Source organism: Chitinivorax sp. B (assembly GCF_005503445.1).
Classification (GTDB): Bacteria; Pseudomonadota; Gammaproteobacteria; order Burkholderiales; family SCOH01; genus Chitinivorax.
Map to the genome: position 1 here is coordinate 117,871 of NZ_SCOH01000012.1, position 16,893 is coordinate 134,763.

At 54.4% G+C, this 16,893-nt stretch carries 18 protein-coding genes; 15 read left to right on the forward strand and 3 right to left on the reverse strand.

The genetic code is table 11. The features are described 5' to 3' along the window. Window positions 1–34: 34 nt before the first annotated feature. The 4 genes from FFS57_RS09765 to FFS57_RS09780 all read left to right on the forward strand — a co-directional run bounded on the left by FFS57_RS09765 (window position 35) and on the right by FFS57_RS09780 (window position 3,398). Entirely contained in the window at window positions 35–397 is a 363-nt protein-coding gene (locus FFS57_RS09765; RefSeq protein WP_137937598.1) for a nuclear transport factor 2 family protein, read from the forward strand. A 286-nt stretch (window positions 398–683) separates the two neighbouring features. Next, the gene (locus FFS57_RS09770) at window positions 684–1,178 is read left to right on the forward strand and encodes an anthrone oxygenase family protein (protein WP_137937599.1); all 495 of its coding nucleotides are present in this window, start codon (window positions 684–686) and stop codon (window positions 1,176–1,178) included. Between the two features lie 319 nt (window positions 1,179–1,497). Next, on the forward strand, window positions 1,498–2,709 hold the full coding sequence (locus tag FFS57_RS09775) for an efflux RND transporter periplasmic adaptor subunit (protein WP_137937600.1): 1,212 nt from the start codon (window positions 1,498–1,500) through the stop codon (window positions 2,707–2,709). Then, window positions 2,706–3,398 carry an ABC transporter ATP-binding protein gene (locus FFS57_RS09780; RefSeq protein WP_137937601.1) on the forward strand — a complete coding sequence of 231 codons (693 nt, stop codon included), beginning with the start codon at window positions 2,706–2,708 and terminating at the stop codon, window positions 3,396–3,398. The genes FFS57_RS09775 and FFS57_RS09780 overlap by 4 nt, the downstream gene beginning before the upstream one ends. Before the next feature lie 152 nt (window positions 3,399–3,550). Here FFS57_RS09780 and ggt read toward each other — a convergent pair whose 3' ends face one another. After that, complete coding sequence (ggt, locus tag FFS57_RS09785; protein WP_137937602.1) at window positions 3,551–5,308, reverse strand: gamma-glutamyltransferase; 1,758 nt, start codon at window positions 5,306–5,308, stop codon at window positions 3,551–3,553. Window positions 5,309–5,953: 645 nt separating this feature from the next. Between ggt and FFS57_RS09790 the strand changes: the two genes are divergently transcribed. Both FFS57_RS09790 and FFS57_RS09795 read left to right on the forward strand, forming a co-directional pair. Then, complete coding sequence (locus FFS57_RS09790; protein ID WP_137937603.1) at window positions 5,954–6,790, forward strand: flagellin N-terminal helical domain-containing protein; 837 nt, start codon at window positions 5,954–5,956, stop codon at window positions 6,788–6,790. A 176-nt stretch (window positions 6,791–6,966) separates the two neighbouring features. Then, window positions 6,967–7,644 (forward strand): YiaD family glycine zipper/OmpA-like lipoprotein, encoded by a 678-nt coding sequence (locus tag FFS57_RS09795; protein ID WP_137937604.1) that lies wholly within the window; start codon window positions 6,967–6,969, stop codon window positions 7,642–7,644. 123 nt (window positions 7,645–7,767) lie between these two features. Here FFS57_RS09795 and FFS57_RS09800 read toward each other — a convergent pair whose 3' ends face one another. Continuing rightward, on the reverse strand, window positions 7,768–8,748 hold the full coding sequence (locus FFS57_RS09800) for an integron integrase (protein ID WP_137937605.1): 981 nt from the start codon (window positions 8,746–8,748) through the stop codon (window positions 7,768–7,770). Between the two features lie 123 nt (window positions 8,749–8,871). Between FFS57_RS09800 and FFS57_RS09805 the strand changes: the two genes are divergently transcribed. From FFS57_RS09805 to FFS57_RS09845, 9 genes are all read left to right on the forward strand, one after another. Beyond that, window positions 8,872–9,198 (forward strand): hypothetical protein, encoded by a 327-nt coding sequence (locus FFS57_RS09805; protein ID WP_137937606.1) that lies wholly within the window; start codon window positions 8,872–8,874, stop codon window positions 9,196–9,198. A 112-nt stretch (window positions 9,199–9,310) separates the two neighbouring features. Then, the gene (locus tag FFS57_RS09810; RefSeq protein ID WP_137937607.1) at window positions 9,311–10,852 is read left to right on the forward strand and encodes a metallophosphoesterase family protein; all 1,542 of its coding nucleotides are present in this window, start codon (window positions 9,311–9,313) and stop codon (window positions 10,850–10,852) included. Between the two features lie 247 nt (window positions 10,853–11,099). Next, the gene (locus tag FFS57_RS09815) at window positions 11,100–11,477 is read left to right on the forward strand and encodes a hypothetical protein (RefSeq protein ID WP_137937608.1); all 378 of its coding nucleotides are present in this window, start codon (window positions 11,100–11,102) and stop codon (window positions 11,475–11,477) included. Between the two features lie 91 nt (window positions 11,478–11,568). After that, the gene (locus FFS57_RS09820; RefSeq protein WP_137937609.1) at window positions 11,569–12,498 is read left to right on the forward strand and encodes a hypothetical protein; all 930 of its coding nucleotides are present in this window, start codon (window positions 11,569–11,571) and stop codon (window positions 12,496–12,498) included. Window positions 12,499–12,596: 98 nt separating this feature from the next. Then, the gene (locus FFS57_RS09825; protein ID WP_137937610.1) at window positions 12,597–13,946 is read left to right on the forward strand and encodes a hypothetical protein; all 1,350 of its coding nucleotides are present in this window, start codon (window positions 12,597–12,599) and stop codon (window positions 13,944–13,946) included. Window positions 13,947–14,063: 117 nt separating this feature from the next. Further along, entirely contained in the window at window positions 14,064–14,486 is a 423-nt protein-coding gene (locus tag FFS57_RS09830) for a hypothetical protein (RefSeq protein ID WP_137937611.1), read from the forward strand. 172 nt (window positions 14,487–14,658) lie between these two features. Continuing rightward, window positions 14,659–15,159 carry a hypothetical protein gene (locus FFS57_RS09835; protein WP_137937612.1) on the forward strand — a complete coding sequence of 167 codons (501 nt, stop codon included), beginning with the start codon at window positions 14,659–14,661 and terminating at the stop codon, window positions 15,157–15,159. Window positions 15,160–15,267: 108 nt separating this feature from the next. Beyond that, on the forward strand, window positions 15,268–15,696 hold the full coding sequence (locus FFS57_RS09840; protein WP_137937613.1) for an Sbal_3080 family lipoprotein: 429 nt from the start codon (window positions 15,268–15,270) through the stop codon (window positions 15,694–15,696). 97 nt (window positions 15,697–15,793) lie between these two features. Next, window positions 15,794–16,525: a hypothetical protein gene (locus tag FFS57_RS09845; protein ID WP_137937614.1), complete on the forward strand. Its 732-nt coding sequence runs from the start codon at window positions 15,794–15,796 to the stop codon at window positions 16,523–16,525. Between the two features lie 222 nt (window positions 16,526–16,747). Here FFS57_RS09845 and FFS57_RS09850 read toward each other — a convergent pair. Next, window positions 16,748–16,893 (reverse strand): transposase (locus FFS57_RS09850; protein WP_171013799.1); only part of this gene is annotated, 146 nt, incomplete at its 5' end.

Genomic DNA, 16,893 nt, shown 5'->3' on the forward strand with positions numbered 1-16,893 from the left:
ATCATCAACCATCATTAACACAAAGACAGATACCATGACTTTTCCTGCGCCACTTGCCGTCATCGAAGCCCAATTAACCGCTTATAACGCCAAGGACATTGACGCCCTACTGGCCACCTACGCTCCCGACGCCAGTCAATATACGCTGCAGGGTGAATGCCTGGCACAAGGCCATGCGGCCCTGCGCGAACGTTTTCTTGCCCGATTTGCAGAACCCGATCTATACGCCCGCCTGCTCTCCCGCACGGTCATGGCCAATGTAATTGTCGATTTCGAATCAATCACCCGTAACTTTCCAGAAGGCAAAGGTACCATCGAGATGTTATGCATCTACGAAGTTGCAGAAGGCCGTATTCAGAAAGCCACGTTTGCAATAGGCGAAAAACGGTTGGGTTGATCCAATGTTGGATCACCTCAGCACACCGTGGGACTAAACATTTAGAACCTGTTCAAAGTCTTTTGAGCAACAGGAGCAAGAAGGCCAGATGGATGAACCACAGGCTGGTAGGCAGTTTGCGTTAACCATCATGATGGCCTCATGCCACCCGTGCAGCCCTCAAGGCAGGTCAACTGGGTATGGCAACCCACGCCAGGATTCGCAAGCTACCGCCAATCTGGTTTAGTCTATGGGTTGGCAGCAACTGCATTTCCCTCTTTTCCACTCATGTCGGCAGGCGGTGAAAATGGTTGATAGTCTTGCACTTTATCTGGCGATCGGCGCGGCTATTGGCAGTGGGCTGATTGCCGGCATCTTCTTCGCCTTTTCCAATTTCGTAATGCGTGCACTGGCCAGCATACCCGCCAACAGTGGCATTGCCGCCATGCAAGCCATCAATGTCACGGTACTCAATCCAGGATTCTTCACTGCATTTCTCGGCGTTGCCCTCACCTGCCTGGTGCTGATTGGATGGGGTGCAACCTACTGGCCACAACCAAGCGCCATCTGGTTTCTGTTGGGTAGTGGCCTATACCTGATCGGCAGCTTTGGCGTCACGGCCCGCCTGAACGTGCCCCTCAACCAGCAATTAGCGACAATCAGCCCGACCAAGCTGGAATCGGAAACGGACTGGCGACGTTATATTGCACGTTGGACATTGTGGAATCACGTGCGTACCTCATGCTCATTGTTGGCAGCGCTGGCATTTACCGCCGGCGTCTACCTGCACAAAGGCGACTGAATCAACCCATGCCTGTAACTTGACCAACCATGACTGTGCGGCCTCAGCTGAGCTTCAGATACCCATAGCTCGCCAGCATACTGCAACTGTCCACCCTCACCGTATGCAAGCCCTGGTCGAACGGTGACACCAACCATGCTGCATACAACGTGGCAAAACCGATACTGGTAAGCGAAGCTGACCGACAACAACATACCGGTGGTGGGCGTATCATGCCATGGGAGATAAAGCCTGGCGCGCGCATTTCGCGACAAGTACCTCGTCTGGCAACGGTGCAATGGTTATACTGTGCAGGCCCACCTGATTGTCGGACAAAGATATGGATAACGACATCTCCAAGCTAAAAATCGAACGTCAGCCATTGTTGGCCACACCCCGCAAGTCGCGTCATCTTGGTCGTTGGATCGGCATTGGCATTGCCGTACTGGTCGTCACCGGTATTGGCTTCAGCATGGCCAACCGCCCCACCAGTGTACAGCTGACCTCCGTTACCCAAGCTTATCCGTCACAAGCCATTACTGTATTGAATGCCACTGGCTACGTGGTCGCACAGCGTAAGGCATCCATTGCATCCAAGGCCACTGGCCGGTTGGAATGGCTGGGCGTGCGTGAAGGGTCAACAGTCAAGGCGGGCGAATTGATTGCCCGGCTGGAAAATGCCGACCTGAAAGCCAATGTGGCCCAAGCTGCTGCCAATATCGACGTGGCACGGGCTCGCCTGCAGGAAGCTCGGGCCGAATTGCAGGATGCCAGCCGCGCCCACGACCGCGCCCTGGATTTGAAGCAGCAGAACTTCATCTCCAACGCTGAACTGGATCAGGTCAAAGCACGGCTGGATCGAGCCAAAGCAACCGTGGCTGGTGCCCAATCTGGCATCGGGGCTGCTGCCGCCGGTACCGAAGCGGCCAAAGTGGCGGTTGCCAATACCGAAATCCGCGCACCGTTCGATGGCGTGATCCTGACCAAGAATGCCAATGTCGGTGACGTGGTCGCCCCTTTTTCATCCAGTGCAGAAGCCAAAGCAGCGGTGGTCACCATGGCAGATTTGAGCACATTGGAAGTAGAAGCCGATGTGGCGGAATCCAGCATTGGCAAGGTCAAGGTGGGCATGCCTTGTGAAATTCAGTTGGATGCACTGCCAGATGTCCGTTTGAAAGGCGTGGTGGCCAGCCAGGTACCCTCCGTGGATCGGTCCAAGGCAACCGTCATGTTCAAGATCCGCTTTGTCGAGAAGAGTGACAGAGTCTTGCCGGAAATGAGTGCCAAAGTGGCTTTTCTGGAACGGGAACTGACCAGCCACGAAAGAACACCGAAAATGGCCGTCAACCCGGCCGCACTGGCTGGGGATGGCAAGGAAGCGACGTTATGGCAAATTGTCGACGGTAAGCTCAAGCGTGTGCCTGTACAACGTGGCGAAAAGTTAGGTGACCTGCAAACCATCAGCGGCCCGGTCAAAATTGGCGACAAGGTGATCAGTAAGCCCACCGATCACTTGAAAGAAGGTGGTGCTGCCGTGGTGGCTGAAAAATGAGCGTGGCCGTTTCCCTGATCAATGTTGCCAAAAGTTACCAACGTGGCGACCAGATTGTGCCGGTACTGACCGACATTTCCTTCGGCATCAACAATGGCGATTTTCTGGGGTTGATGGGGCCCTCCGGCTCCGGCAAATCAACCCTGTTGAATCTGATCGCCGGTATCGACAAACCCAGCTCCGGCCAGATCCTGGTTTCAGGGCAGGACATTTCCCGCTTGAGCGAATCAGCGTTGGCCGATTGGCGTGCAGGCAATGTTGGCTTCATTTTCCAGTTCTATAACCTGATGCCAGTACTGACTGCTCTGGAAAATGTCGAACTGCCGCTGATGCTGACCGGTCTGAGCGCCCACCAGCGACGTGCCCATGCAGAAGCGGCGCTCAGCATGGTGGGCCTGGCCGACCGCATCAAGCACTACCCTAACGAACTATCCGGTGGCCAACAGCAGCGGGTCGCCATTGCCCGCGCCATTGTCACGGACCCAGCCTTGATTGTGGCAGACGAACCCACCGGCGACCTGGACCGTAAATCGGCCGGCGAGATTCTCGACCTGCTGGATCAACTGAATACCCAGCTGGGCAAAACCATCATCATGGTGACACACGACCAGCGCGCTGCCGAACGCGCCCATGCCGTCCGGCATCTGGAAAAAGGCGAACTATCGTCATTAGAGCTGCATGAAAGCTGATCGACACACGCCTGTCACCATACATTTCACAGCAGCGGAAGCCGATAAGCCGTAATTAGCATCCCCAGCACAAAACAAAAAAGCCACCTGTCACCAAGTGGCTTTTGAAGCAAACAATACCGAGCCCAATGGGCTCGGTTCAAACCTGCCGATCAGTAACCCATGGTTGCACCATCGGGATTACGCGGGTCGGAGTAGCCATACATGCCATCCTCGCGTACCTGAATTGTCTGCGTACGACCCATGGTCGGCTTCACCGCCACCTTGTAACCCTGGTCACGCAACAGTTTCAAGGTATCTGGGCTCAAACCCTTTTCCACACGCAGCTCGTCCGGCAACCACTGGTGATGAACACGAGGGGTGGAGGCCGATTCCGCCGGGTTCATGCCAAAATCGATCGCATTGATGATGGTCTGCAATGTGGTGGTAATGATGCGCGCACCGCCGGGGCTACCTGTCACCAACCAAGGTTTGTTGTCTTTCAGCACCAGCGTGGGCGACATGGACGACAATGGCCGCTTGCTAGCCTGAATCGCGTTGGCTTCGCCGCCAATCAAACCATAGGCATTGGGCACACCCGGCTTGGCCGAAAAATCGTCCATTTCGTTGTTCAGCAGAATACCGGTGCCCTTGGCCACAATCCCACTACCAAAATTCAGATTTAGTGTATATGTCACCGCAACGGCATTGCCTTTGCTGTCCACCACAGAATAATGGGTGGTCTGGTCGCTTTCATACGGCTGCGGCTTGCCTGGCTTGATGTCGGCTGCGGGCAACACCGCCGTCGGGCTGATTCGTTTGGCCAACTCGTCGGCATAGCGTTTTGCAGTCAGGCCGTTGACCGGTACCTTGACGAAATCCGGGTCACCCAGATACTCGGCACGGTCTGCATACGCCAGCTTCATCGCCTCTGCCATGTAATGGATGGTTTGCGCACTGTTCAAACCGGTATCAGCCAGCGGATAACGTTCCAGCATGTTCAGAATCTGTACAATATGCGTACCACCGGAACTGGGTGGCGGCATCGACACCACCTTATAGCCACGATAATTGCCGCTGACCGGCGCCCGCTCCGCAACCTTGTACTGTTTCAAGTCCGCTTTGCTGATCAAGCCACCATGCTTTTGCATTTCTGCAACAATCTGGTCAGCAATCGGGCCTTCATAAAAAGCCTTGCTACCCTCTTTGGCGATCAGCTTCAATGACTTGGCGAGATCTTTCTGAACCAGTTTGTCGCCAACCTGCAATGGGCGGCCATCCTTGAAGAAGATTTCCCGCGTGCTGTCCCACTTGCCCAGGTTGTCACGCTCCACTTCCATCATCTTGGCCAGTGTGGGGCTGACAACCATTCCCTCCTCTGCCAGTTTGATCGAAGGCGCAATCACCTCAGCCAAGCTCATGGTGCCCCAGCGCTTCAACGCGTGCTCCATCCCAGCCACCGTGCCCGGTACTCCAACAGCCAAATGGGTGTACAGCGAACGTCCTTCCGCTACATTGCCTTTCTCATCCAGATACATGTCACGGCCAGCTTTGGCAGGTGCAATTTCACGGAAATCCAGTGCCACATCCTGCCCGGTCTTGCCGTTGTGCAGCATCATGAAACCGCCACCACCCAGGTTACCGGCATTCGGCAATACCACGGCCAGCGCAAAGCCGACTGCCACAGCCGCATCGACCGCATTGCCGCCCCGCTTGAGGATCTCCACCCCAACCCGGGTCGCCAGCTCGTGCTCTGCTGCAACCATGCCATTCTTGGCATGAACCGCATGGAAAATGTCGTGCTCGTAATCGTATTTGACCAACGGCGCCGGTACCACATCAGCAAATGCTGGTGTGGCACCAAACGACAGTGCAACCCCCAAGGCAAGCACACCTAGTCGAAATGTACGACGAATTGATTTAGTTCTCATGTCACTCCCTATCAGATGGACAGCCTGCTTACCAAGCCACGCCAATACAGCAGGCAGGCAGCAGGCCAATTTTGTCAGGTCGCTCCAGGCGCCACTTCATCATTACAGCAATGCAACGACAAAGGTGGCATCAAGCTTCCTCTTGTTTGAGTCGGGTACACCTGTTCCTTGGTCAATGCCAATGTGGATTGCCTGTTTTGCCGGCCCTTCCACACTTGCACCACCTGTAGACAGGCAGCCCGATGGCGATTGCAGCAGGTCAGGCAAAGCTCGGTAATCAGGGCAATCCCACACATCATGCCAACATCCACATCGACACACCCTAAAGACACGGATATGTAAAAGGCATGACCAAGGTAATACAGCATATCGACCATCACATTACATATGAAAAATCACATGCATTGAAATGATCAGGCTGGCAGACTTCATCCACTGCTTGGCATGAATACAACACCCAACCCAGGCCATTCGACAGCAACATCCAGCTGGCAAGATTCACATTCATCCGAATCAATAAAAATCTGTTTCATCTATACTTTTGGAGTAAAGTGATAAAGACATAGGGGCAGCACTGCCATGCCTGGCCCCTTATCATGGCCAGCCGATGTTGTGTCGTCTGCCACGCAACAGGAGACTCCAATCATGGCACTCTCGATCAACAGCAACCAACCGTCGCTGTTTTCGCAGAACAAGCTGAATGACATTCAGCAGTCCCAAGCCAAGACACTTCAGTCGCTCTCTACCGGTAAACGTATCAACAGCGCGGCCACCGACCCGGCAGGGTCAGCCATTGTTGAACAATTTGCCGCACAGATCGCAGGTAATAACCGGGCCAGTGCCAATCTGAACGACGGTATCTCGCTGGCACAAGTAGCCGATGGCGCACTGGAGCAACTGCAATCCAACTCGCAGCGTCTGCGCGAGCTGGCCGTGCAAGCCGGTAACGGCACGTTAAGTGCAGATGATCGCTCGGCACTACAGGCCGAGGCCAATCAATTGACCCAATCCAACGCGTCCATCGTGTCGGATACCAGCTTCAACGGCACACCGCTGCTACAAGGCGGTGCAACCCAGATATTCCAATCTGGGCCCAATGCCAATGACCAGATCGCGGTCACGTCGACCAATCTGGCCAGCGCACCAGGCAGTGGCGGCTTGTACTCCCTGGCGGGCAGTATCGATCTGACCAGCCAGGCAGGTGCCACCCAGTCATTGCAGAATCTGGATACCGACCTGGCCACCCTGTCTCAATCACGCAGCGACTTTGGCGCGGTCAGCAACCGTTTCAGCGCCGCCATCGACAACCTGCAACAAACTTCAGAAAACCTGTCGGCCGCGCGCAGCCGTATTGGTGATACCGACTATGCCTCGGCGACGGCCGATCTGGCCTCACAAAACATTCGCAGCCAAGCCAACCTGGCCACCCAGGCCCAAGCCAACGCACAGCCACGACAAGTGCTCAGCCTGCTAGGCCGCTGAAATCACCCGTCACAACAGCCAGCGCCATGCTGGCTGTGGTGCTGAATACCCATGGTGCCCATGGCATCAACGCAACACTTTTCCACGACATTGTTTCCAAACGGATCACCGCAATTGCCGCTGCCCTTGCCAGCCGATAAACTTAAGCTTTGCAGCCCTCAATAGAGAATCCGTTCATGACCTTACGTTCTTCCATTTCGCTCGCGCTCATCCTTGCAATGGGCCTGACTGCATGTGCCACTGACGAGTACGGCCGGTCACGTCCACTGACCAATACCGAAGCCGGCGCCATCATCGGCGCAGTAGGTGGAGCAGTTGCAGGTGCTGCGATCAATCACAAGAACCGTGGCAAAGGTGCATTGATTGGTGCCGTTGGTGGCGGCCTGGCTGGCGGCCTGGTCGGCAATTACATGGATAGCCAAGCCAAGGACCTGAACAAAGTACTAGCGCCGGAAGTACAACAAGGCAGCATCCAGATCACCAAGGTAGGCGAACACAACCTGCGCGTCACCATGACCAACGCCACCGCCTTCGCCACCAACTCCTATGCCATCAAACCTGGCTTCTACCCAGTGATGGACAAGATTGCCAAGGTATTGAACACCTATGGCAAAACCACGCTGGAAATCGAAGGCCATACCGACAATGTCGGCTCGGATGCCAGCAACCAGACGCTGTCTGAAAACCGCGCCAACGCCGTACAAGATTACCTGCTGACCCGCCAGGTTGCCCCAGAGCGCCTGCAAGCCTATGGCCGTGGCGAAACCCAACCCCGTGCCAGCAACGACACCGAAGCCGGCCGCTCGCAAAACCGCCGGGTCGAAATCCTGATCGAACCCGTCGTGCAGAACTGATCGCCCCCTGAAAGCAAAAAACCGGCATGGGCCCATGCCGGTTTGATTTCAGCGGCGGCTATTGCCCCCGCGCGGTACAAATCGCGTTTGACTTACCCTGGCCTACACTGGGCAGATCCTCTTCTACAACCTATCCAACGGGCTTTCCACCCCCTTGCCACCCTTGTTCAAAACATGGGTGTAGATCATCGTCGTCGCCACGTCCGCATGGCCAAGCAGCTCTTGCACTGTCCGAATATCATAGCCACGCTGTAACAAATGGGTGGCAAAGCTATGCCGCAGTGTATGCGGCGTTGCCGGCTTGGTCAGGCCTGACGCCACCACCGCTTTTTTCATCGCCCGCTGCAACAACTTCTCATCCAGATGGTGTCGTCGTGTCTCGCCACTTCTGGGGTCGGTGGAATAACTACCGGATGGGAACACATATTGCCAGCCCCAGTCAGATGCCGCATTCGGATACTTGCGGGCAAGCGCATCAGGCAAAAACACCGCCGCCATCCCCTTCGCCAAATCATCTGTATACACATGCCGGCGCAAAACCAGATGGGCACGCAATGGCTCAGACAAGACGCGTGGCAACATTGTGACCCGGTCTTTGCCACCCTTGCCATCACGAATCAAAATCTCCCCACGCTCAAAATCCACATCTTTCACACGCAACCGCACACACTCCATCAACCGCATGCCCGTGCCATACAACAACCGTGCCATCAAGCCATACACACCCGACATACGCTCCAGCACTGCCATCACTTCCCGTTCGGTCAACACCACCGGCAAACGTGCAGGCCGTTTTGCCCGAACCATATCCTGCATCCAGGGCAATTCCAGCCCCAACACCTCGCGATACAAGAAAAGCAGTGCAGACAATGCCTGGTTTTGGGTAGAAGCCGCCACCTGCCCCACTACCGCAAGATGCGTCAAAAAAGCCTCCACCTCCGGCCCACCCATCTCTTTAGGGTGTTGTTTGCCATGAAACAAGATAAACCGCCGAACCCAATGCACATACTGCGTCTCAGTTCGCAGGCTGTAATGCCTGGTCCGAATCTTGTCACGCAACTGATCCAACAAACGGGGCGACTGCGCCCCACTACTTGGTGTCATTGCAAGCTCACCATCAAATCAACTTATTGAATTATATAAATATATACGCTTAATATACACCTATTTTCAACTGAGTATACACCTGTTAAGGTGTATACTTTACGTTAGAACTCAGGAGAGCATATGGATGCTGCAATCGCTGGTCTAATTGGAGGTGTCGTTGGTGCAGGGGCATCGCTTCTAGGGCTGTGGCTCCAGCAGCACTACCAAGCCAAGCGCGAACGCTTCAAGGTTGCAGCAGACCTTGGTCTTGCTGAGTTTCAGCGTGACATGGAGTCAGCCAAGGCCGCAGGCGGTGGGTTAGTAGCGCCGCTCGCAGGGTATGTCATCTTTAATTCGCGTCTGCTTGATGAGTTGGCGAAGGGGCCAATCACACCTGAACAAATCAAGTTGTTGTCAGAAGAAAAAAAGGGTGTTCTGGCAGCGTTTCCGGGCGCTCCGAAAACATGAGTTCTAACCTTACGCTCAAGCGGGACGCCGCAAAAGCGCGGCGCCCCTTAGCTTCACGTTAGCCACCACAAGCCGAGCGTAGCGGCACTCGAACGAAGCCAAGGAGAAAGTAATGGGAGCGATATTCAAACTTGAACACGCGAATATCATGACGTACGTCACGTCGCGCTCAAATTCGCCGCCCCGAGTCCTTAGGCAACACCTTGGCGAGTTTCTTGACGTACTTTCGTATGAAGCCGAGCGCTACCTGATCCCCGGGCGCGGGTTTGAACCCTGGCCCACTCAAATAGCTGCTGTCGCACGCGAGGCAGCTATGAGATTGCGCGAAAGTCCATCGTCGGCTCAAGAGAACCCCGTGGTTCCTCCGCCAACGTTGGGACGACTTCTAGAAGGCCTCAGAAACGAATTTTCTGCATATCCACTTTATGCGCTCACGGTAGGCTCAGGCGGCGAGGTTCAGGAGGTGGCGAGGGAAATAGCAAGCGCACCGATGCATGGACAACTACTCGTACTGATTCCAGAGAGCGGCATGTTCGAGCGCAACTTCGAGGTGCTTGATCCTCTACCTGCCTTCTCCACGGCGCTTCACTCGGCACCAGACTGGCCGGGGTTCGTGTTTTGGACACAAACAGGCGTCAGTGCGTTTGCAAAGCTCAGTGAAGTGAAGGAACTCGTTCATAGGCTCAGGGACGCACAATATGAAATGAGGCCATGGCGACCATTTCCATTTCCGACGATGTCAGGCTTCGATTATGTTCTTCAAGATTGGTCTAAGCGGGCACCGCGAAACTACCGTCGCTTGCTTCACTTGAGCGACCTCCATTTTGGGACGGAAGAGGCTACGGAAAATCAAGCGATCCTTGATTCCGAGCTAAGTGAAATCGTCCAGAACGTAGACCGAGTGGTCATCACTGGCGACTTATTTGATACGCCGAATAAGAACTATGCGGCTCTATTTGCAAACTTCAAACACAACATCACGCGGCTTGCCGGAGGGCGTGAACCAATCGCTATCACTGGCAATCATGACCAAAGAATGATTGGCCTTTTTGGTGATGACTACAAACATGTCGCGCTGATCGGGTCGCAAAAAATCGTCGTCGACGATCAATGCAAGATGATATTTATCTGCTTCAACTCCTCTGAGAAGGGAACCTTCGCGCGAGGAAGAATAACGAAATCCCAATTCAGACAGTTGGGTGGCGAGTACCGCACGCTAACAGCTTCACGACCGGAATTGAAAGACTATCTGCCGATTGTTTTGGTCCATCACCACCCTTTTTCGTTTGAAGTTCCAGCTGAGACTCTGGTTCAGAAAGCGCTTAAGGCGATTGGCCTCGGAGATGAAAAACTTCTTGTTCTGGCTAACGCCGAAGAGCTGCACCACTGGTGCATGGATTGGAACGTAAAGACCATTCTCCATGGGCACAAACATAAAGCGCGGTACGTTGAACGAGAGGTTGCGCGCGAGTCGAACCACGCTCGTCTCACGGCTATCGGTTGTGGTAGCTCTTTAGGTGCCGAGGGTTCACCGGTTTCATACAACCTGCTCGAATGGGAGCCTGACTCACAACGCTGGATAGCCTCTTTCTATGAAAGTATTAATGGCGGCGCTTTCCGCGAAACAGTTGCGGCAGTCTCGCCCCAGCAATGATGGCGTCTTTCTGCAAAGTGGTGGCTAACACTGCGCTCCAGCGGACCGCCAAAAAGCTGCGCTTTTTGTCGTCCGCTGAGCTTGGACGTTGGGCGTCATAAGGAGTTGTCGAGTGCTGCGAAACTTGATGAAGCGCGAGCCGCCGAGGGTTTTCGTCGGCAGTCTCAGCATCACCTCGGGCAACCTCATTCGCCATCTTGAAGGGCTGTCCGGCACTGCGCCTCCAGCGCTCGACCGGGCGCTTCTCATGGAGCTCGCCGAATTGCTTCCTTTGCCCAAGGTCGAGGCAGTGGACAACCCACTTGCGACAGATATGGCATTCGATGTCGTGGTACAGGGCTATCGGTCTGGCAGCGCAACAGATTTGTCGCTAGGCGCTGTCGGTCTACCTCTGTATTGGCGGCCACAAGTCCGGCTTGCCGCAAGGCTCTACCATCTTCGATCGAGGCAGCCGAAGGCCACGTTTCAAGTCACCCAGCGAATGCCTTGGTCCCTGTATCTGAGCAGAGTCCTTTCCTGGCGCGTCCTTGCAGGCCTGGAACTCCCAGCTCGCCGCAACGACCTGGAGCAACTGCTCCGTCAGGCTGCATCAAGGCTCGTCACGCGGGTGCAAGGTGCAGCGTGACGCCCAACCCCTCAGTCAAGGGGACGTCTTGCGCGTACGCGCAAGCCGCCCCTTACCTCGAACGTTAGCCACCACATCCCAGGAGCATCCCTTGGCCAAGCAGCTATCCCCAGCCGGAATCATGGCGCTCAAAGAAGCTCTGTGCTCCGTGTACTGGTACAAGTCGGATTTGCGCGGATTTCTCCAACTATGCTTGTCGAACCCAGGCGTCCTCAACAACTTCAACTGGGAAAACTACAAACGACAGATTGCATCCGACATCGTTGACTACTTGGTCGCCAACCCTGCCAGTCACCTTGGGGATCTGACAAAAATCTGTTACGAAATATGCAAGCTCACCGACTTCTCGCACCTCAAGCCACTTGATGATGGGCCGCAAAAAGTCGAAAAAGCGCGCAGTGCGGTAAATCAATTGAAGCAGCTTGTCGAGCCGCACCAAGACGTCAAGAAAGAACAGGACGAAATCAAACGGCGGCAAGAACTTGCTGCGAAGAAGCTCAAAGACAATGCAGCCGTTCGCCAGAGGCTGGAAGCAATCAGAGTTCGATACATGGCCTTGGTCGGGTCCGACAACGCGCAAACCCGAGGGTTCGAGCTTGAGCGCGTCATGTACGAACTGTTTGAACTGTTCGATCTCGACCCCAAGGCATCATTCAAGAACCTCGGTGAACAAATTGACGGCGCGTTTTCACTCGACGGAACCGAGTACCTCTTCGAGGCGAAGTGGCAAAAGGAACTTGTGAACAAAGCCGATCTGGCTGTGTTCTCCGACAAGGTCACGACGAAGCTTGAAAACACACTTGGCATTTTCCTATCTATCAACGGGTTTTCCCAAGATGGCGTTACTGCTCATCAAGCTGGTGGTGCCGCCATCTTGTTGATGGACGGTGGCGACCTTATGGCCGTCTTTGAGGAGCGCATTGACTTCACAAGTCTCTTGCTACGAAAGAAACGCTATGCGGCTCAAACAGGCAATATCTACCTCAGCTACTACCAAATGGTTGCCGCCGGTGGTGGCTAACCCTGCGGTGCAGGGGACGCTGCGCGATAAAGCCGCGCAGCGCCCCTGACCTTGAACGTTAGGCTGCTGAACCCACCGTCACACGACTCTCCCGCCAAATGCCAAGACCGACTACTGGAATACTCATCCGCTTTGATGAAGACAGACGCGCTGACCTCCTCCGAGAGCGAGTCGAAGGCGATTTCTCGCCCTTCACTGACGCCCTTAGCGTCAGAGACTGGGTTCTTGGCGACGCGACAATTGCACTCCTGTCGTTTTCCGAAGAAACGATCGACTTCATTTGCCTGGCGCGAAAACGCAATCAAGTCGTTACTTCAAAGAATCGGATCGAGTTCTCAAGCATAGTAAGCTTAGGTGGTGTCTTGATCGAAGCCATTGAAGCGCGTCTCTCCCAGCAAATCCAAAAGCACTTTATCCTGGTCTCTAAAGGCGTTGGCGGAATATTTCCACCGGCGACTTGGGCTCTAGTGTTGAACGCCATCAAAGCCGAACGGCCCGACTTCGCTAGCGAGATTGATCGCCTGGTCGCGCTACTTCAGTTTTCCGGGTACAGAATAACCGGCGAAGCCGCCGAAGTCCTCCTTCAAGAGCGAGACGCACTTGGCATCGCGCTCGATATTTTCTCAGGCTCTAACAAGCTCCGCGACCGCGTCCTCGGAGAATGGGCGCCAAGCGAAGAACAACTTACAGAACTCGACGAGAGTGAGAAGACAGCCGAGTTTGTCTCGCGACCCGGCGCAATATCTTCATTCATCAAAGGCATTCCACATCAATATATTCAAGAAGAGGCCGCGATTCAGCATGACCTTTTCAATTGGCCAGGAATGACGCCAATGCATGAAGCTGGAATAAGCGTGTTCGAGTCTGGAGACCGGCGACTGGAAGTAATCTACGCAAACCGAAACGACTTGGAGCACACACTCGGAGTCGACCTTCTCTACTACAACGAATCGTTTCAGCTGTTCGTCCTTGTGCAGTACAAGCTCATGCGCGAAGAAGGTGATGAGATGCTGTACCGCCCGGACGCCCAACTGCGTTCGGAACTAGCACTAATGGACGCATTCAGCGCTAATCACCGAATGACCGGTTCGATATTGACTCACGAGCAGTTTAGGCTGAATGATGACGGGTTCATGCTAAAACTCGTCCCGCAGAAGGGGCTCAGGCCCGCCTCGGGAGAGCTGATAAAGGGAATGTATGTGTCGCGGGAATACATGCACTTCCTGCTAGGCCCAAATGGGCCAGTAGGCTCGAGAGGCGGCTCAAAGATCACCTTCGATAATGCGCCGCGATATATGACCAACTCACAGTTCACCGCCTTCGTGAACGAAGGCTGGATAGGAACACGAGGAGTTCAGTCCGCTGACATTCAAGCCATAGTAGAAAGGTTCTACGAGACAGGTCGCGCCGTCGTCGTTGCTCGAGAGAAGAATGCCCGCGCTGCCTAACTGCCTCACAAAGCTGCCTAACCCCGCGGTCAACCGGACAACCCAAAGCTGTGCTTTCGGTTCCCTCCGCCGCTACGCGGCTCCGGCTGCCGGTTACCTCAAACATTAGGCTCTCACATGGCAACATTAAATCCTCAGCATGCACAGGTGCTTGTTCCAGCAGGAGTCGCGATTGTCGTTGTAGCACTCACGCACTTCTTCACATCGGCCCGTGATCGAGAGAACAAGCGGCGTGAGCAGCGCATTTCGTACCTCGTGGGCGTATTCCGTGCCCTGTGCAAAGCCAATAATCATCCCCGTTTGTACGAAGTTGCGGAGGAAGTAGAGCAGGCGATTGCCGACATCCAACTATTCGGCACACCTGAGCAAATCCGCCTAGTCCAGCAGTTCGCAACTGATCTTGCGAAAAAACAGCATGCAGAAATGAATGCCTTACTTGAGTCGCTGCGGGATAGTTTGCGCAAAGAAATCGGCGCAACTCGTACTAACGGGCACGTCGTTTGGTTTCGCGTCGGTCGGAAGCAAGACAATGAAAATTAGAGTGCAAACTTAATAGTGATGCGCATCACCAAACCCCAAAATCCAGCGCCTAACTGGGTGGTCAAGCGGACGCCAACAAGGGCCATGGCTTCGCCATTGTCCTGGCCCTTGTTGGTACCCTTCAGTCGCTGCGCTCCTTACGGCGCCGCTTACCTTGGGCGTTAGAAGTCATATGGCAACCTCCAAGGATCCTCTCGCAGCGGCCGTGACCGGGGTACTTTGGCCCTATCTGAAAGAGCAAGGTTTTTCACGCACAACTCCGCGCAAGTTTGCACGAGAGAAGAACGACGTCTTTCACCAACTGTGGGTTGACGCCAACGGCGTGTCAGGGAAAAGAAGTACGCTAGTTGTGCTCTGTGCAAACCTCCCGTTTGGCCCTGTCAATGGATACATGGATCCTCATGGATTCCGAATCAGTAACGGTCGCACCTGGAATACGAGCACCCCTGAGGCCGCTGAGAGGGCAATGCAGCTCATAGTTGAGGCACTAAAAATGTCGGAGCTTGAAAAGCTTAACGCTTTGTCTTCGGTTGAATCATTGCTTAGTCGGCTTGAGAATTTTCACCGCCGCGAATGGTATGAAACATATTCTTCGTATCACCAAAGATGGTTAGCCAATGACCCAGAAATCATGGCGACCGTAGAGCAAAACAGGGGGCAATTGAAGCTATGACTTCTAACCCCTCCGTCAAGGGGACGTCCACAAGCGGGCTTCGCCCACTTGCGGTCGCCCCTTACGTCGAACGTTAGCAGTACTTGACCGAGACAAGGTGAGAACAATATGCGCTTCAGAAATATCTCTGCCATTACTTTGTTTATAGTTTTGGTTGGCTGTACATCTATTCAAGTACAGCCAATTGACCGTTCCATCAATTTGAAACATGTCTGCATCGAAGAAAACCCAAAAGTTATCGTTGCAGATTTCGTTACGGTGATAAGAGACGGCTTTGATCGCCATGGAATTTCTACGGAAGTATTCTCAGGTTCAACACCCGACCGATGTGAGTATGTTCTAACTTACACCGCTTTGCAGTCGTGGGATTTCTCCACGTACTTGTCTTATGCCGAGCTGAGATTGGAGAGTAAAGGTCGAAAAATTGCTTCTGCTGAGTATCGCCTTCGCGGAAAGGGCGGCCTCTCAATGATGAAGTGGCAAGGTACGAAAACAAAAATGGACCCAGTAATTGATGAGCTTTTAAAAGCGTACTAAATGCTGCTAACCCAACGCTCAAGCGGACGCAGTGAGACGGCGGCGTGTTTCCTGACATTCTGTGGCCCGCGCCGCTTAGCTTCGCGTTAGGCGTCTCATGAAATCTTTGCCCCTGCGACGATCGGTCTGGCTTTACCCAATCGCTTTGGCGCTTTCAGCTGGAGTGATAGCCGTCTCACTCGCCACCGGCGTCATCGCCCTGAAGGACACTGTCGTTCCGCTGTTGTCGCTGTTCGGGACATTCTTGGGAGCCACCTTTGCCTTTCGGCTGACCGAGGAGAAGGAAGTCCGAAAGCTTCTTACAACGCAACGAGAGGCGATGAATCGGGCCCTGTTCGTGATGATCAGGCAGGCAAACGCCATTCACCAGCTTGCACGTGATTTCGAGAAGTACACGTCGGAATTCGAGCGGGCTTTTAATCTACCGGCACTGAAACCACCCCCGTACCAAGATTTGGTTCACAACCTAGCCGACCTGGAGTTCCTCCTGGAGTCAGATGACCCGGCGCTCCTCATGCGCATCGCAATAGAGCAGGAACGCTTTCATCAGGCTCTGGAGAGCCTGAAGACTCGCAACGAGTTCTACGTGGGAGAAGTTCAGCCGGCGCTGGCGAATGCCGCACTCAACGGCAAGATCGTTTCGGGTGGGCAGGTAGCCACGCTTCTCGGTGAAAGGCTTTTCGCTGGAGCGATGAATGGGGCGGAGATTGCGCGTCAGCACATTGCGGCTTGCGATGCAAGCATCCCGACCATTCACAAGCAACTACACGAGCGTGCGAAGGACCTCTTTCCTGGCCACAAGTTCATAACCTATGAGCGAGCCGCCTAACCCCTCCGTCAAGGGGACGTCTTGCGGCAAGCCGCAAGCCGCCCCCTACGTCGAACGTTGAGGCTGTAGAAAAACCCGTTTCTCACCGAATTTTCAGCAAACAAAATGGCGCAGATTGTCTCTGCGCCATTTTGCTTTTCATGCTTTTGCTACGCCAGATCGCTGCCCTTCTGCCTCCCGGTTGACCAGCGGGCGTCAAACAAGGGATTTCCCCTTTGTTGCTTACTGCCCGTACCCCTGATGCGCCAGTTTCTCGATGTTGTGCACCAGACAATACAGTTGCCACTGGGTATTAACCTTGCGCCGGCCGCGCAGGGTGAAACGGTTGAGGCGTTTGTTGTGCCGGAGGTTGCCGAACACCGGTTCGA

Excerpts from the sequence above, each read along its gene's own strand:
- FFS57_RS09765 (WP_137937598.1), top strand. The coding sequence starts at position 35 with ATGACTTTTCCTGCGCCACTTGCCGTCATCGAAGCCCAATTAACCGCT.
- FFS57_RS09770 (WP_137937599.1), top strand. The coding sequence starts at position 684 with ATGGTTGATAGTCTTGCACTTTATCTGGCGATCGGCGCGGCTATTGGC.
- FFS57_RS09775 (WP_137937600.1), top strand. The coding sequence starts at position 1,498 with ATGGATAACGACATCTCCAAGCTAAAAATCGAACGTCAGCCATTGTTG.
- FFS57_RS09780 (WP_137937601.1), top strand. The coding sequence starts at position 2,706 with ATGAGCGTGGCCGTTTCCCTGATCAATGTTGCCAAAAGTTACCAACGT.
- ggt (WP_137937602.1), bottom strand. The coding sequence starts at position 5,308 with ATGAGAACTAAATCAATTCGTCGTACATTTCGACTAGGTGTGCTTGCC.
- FFS57_RS09790 (WP_137937603.1), top strand. The coding sequence starts at position 5,954 with ATGGCACTCTCGATCAACAGCAACCAACCGTCGCTGTTTTCGCAGAAC.
- FFS57_RS09795 (WP_137937604.1), top strand. The coding sequence starts at position 6,967 with ATGACCTTACGTTCTTCCATTTCGCTCGCGCTCATCCTTGCAATGGGC.
- FFS57_RS09800 (WP_137937605.1), bottom strand. The coding sequence starts at position 8,748 with ATGACACCAAGTAGTGGGGCGCAGTCGCCCCGTTTGTTGGATCAGTTG.
- FFS57_RS09805 (WP_137937606.1), top strand. The coding sequence starts at position 8,872 with ATGGATGCTGCAATCGCTGGTCTAATTGGAGGTGTCGTTGGTGCAGGG.
- FFS57_RS09810 (WP_137937607.1), top strand. The coding sequence starts at position 9,311 with ATGGGAGCGATATTCAAACTTGAACACGCGAATATCATGACGTACGTC.
- FFS57_RS09815 (WP_137937608.1), top strand. The coding sequence starts at position 11,100 with ATGGAGCTCGCCGAATTGCTTCCTTTGCCCAAGGTCGAGGCAGTGGAC.
- FFS57_RS09825 (WP_137937610.1), top strand. The coding sequence starts at position 12,597 with ATGCCAAGACCGACTACTGGAATACTCATCCGCTTTGATGAAGACAGA.
- FFS57_RS09830 (WP_137937611.1), top strand. The coding sequence starts at position 14,064 with ATGGCAACATTAAATCCTCAGCATGCACAGGTGCTTGTTCCAGCAGGA.
- FFS57_RS09835 (WP_137937612.1), top strand. The coding sequence starts at position 14,659 with ATGGCAACCTCCAAGGATCCTCTCGCAGCGGCCGTGACCGGGGTACTT.
- FFS57_RS09840 (WP_137937613.1), top strand. The coding sequence starts at position 15,268 with ATGCGCTTCAGAAATATCTCTGCCATTACTTTGTTTATAGTTTTGGTT.
- FFS57_RS09845 (WP_137937614.1), top strand. The coding sequence starts at position 15,794 with ATGAAATCTTTGCCCCTGCGACGATCGGTCTGGCTTTACCCAATCGCT.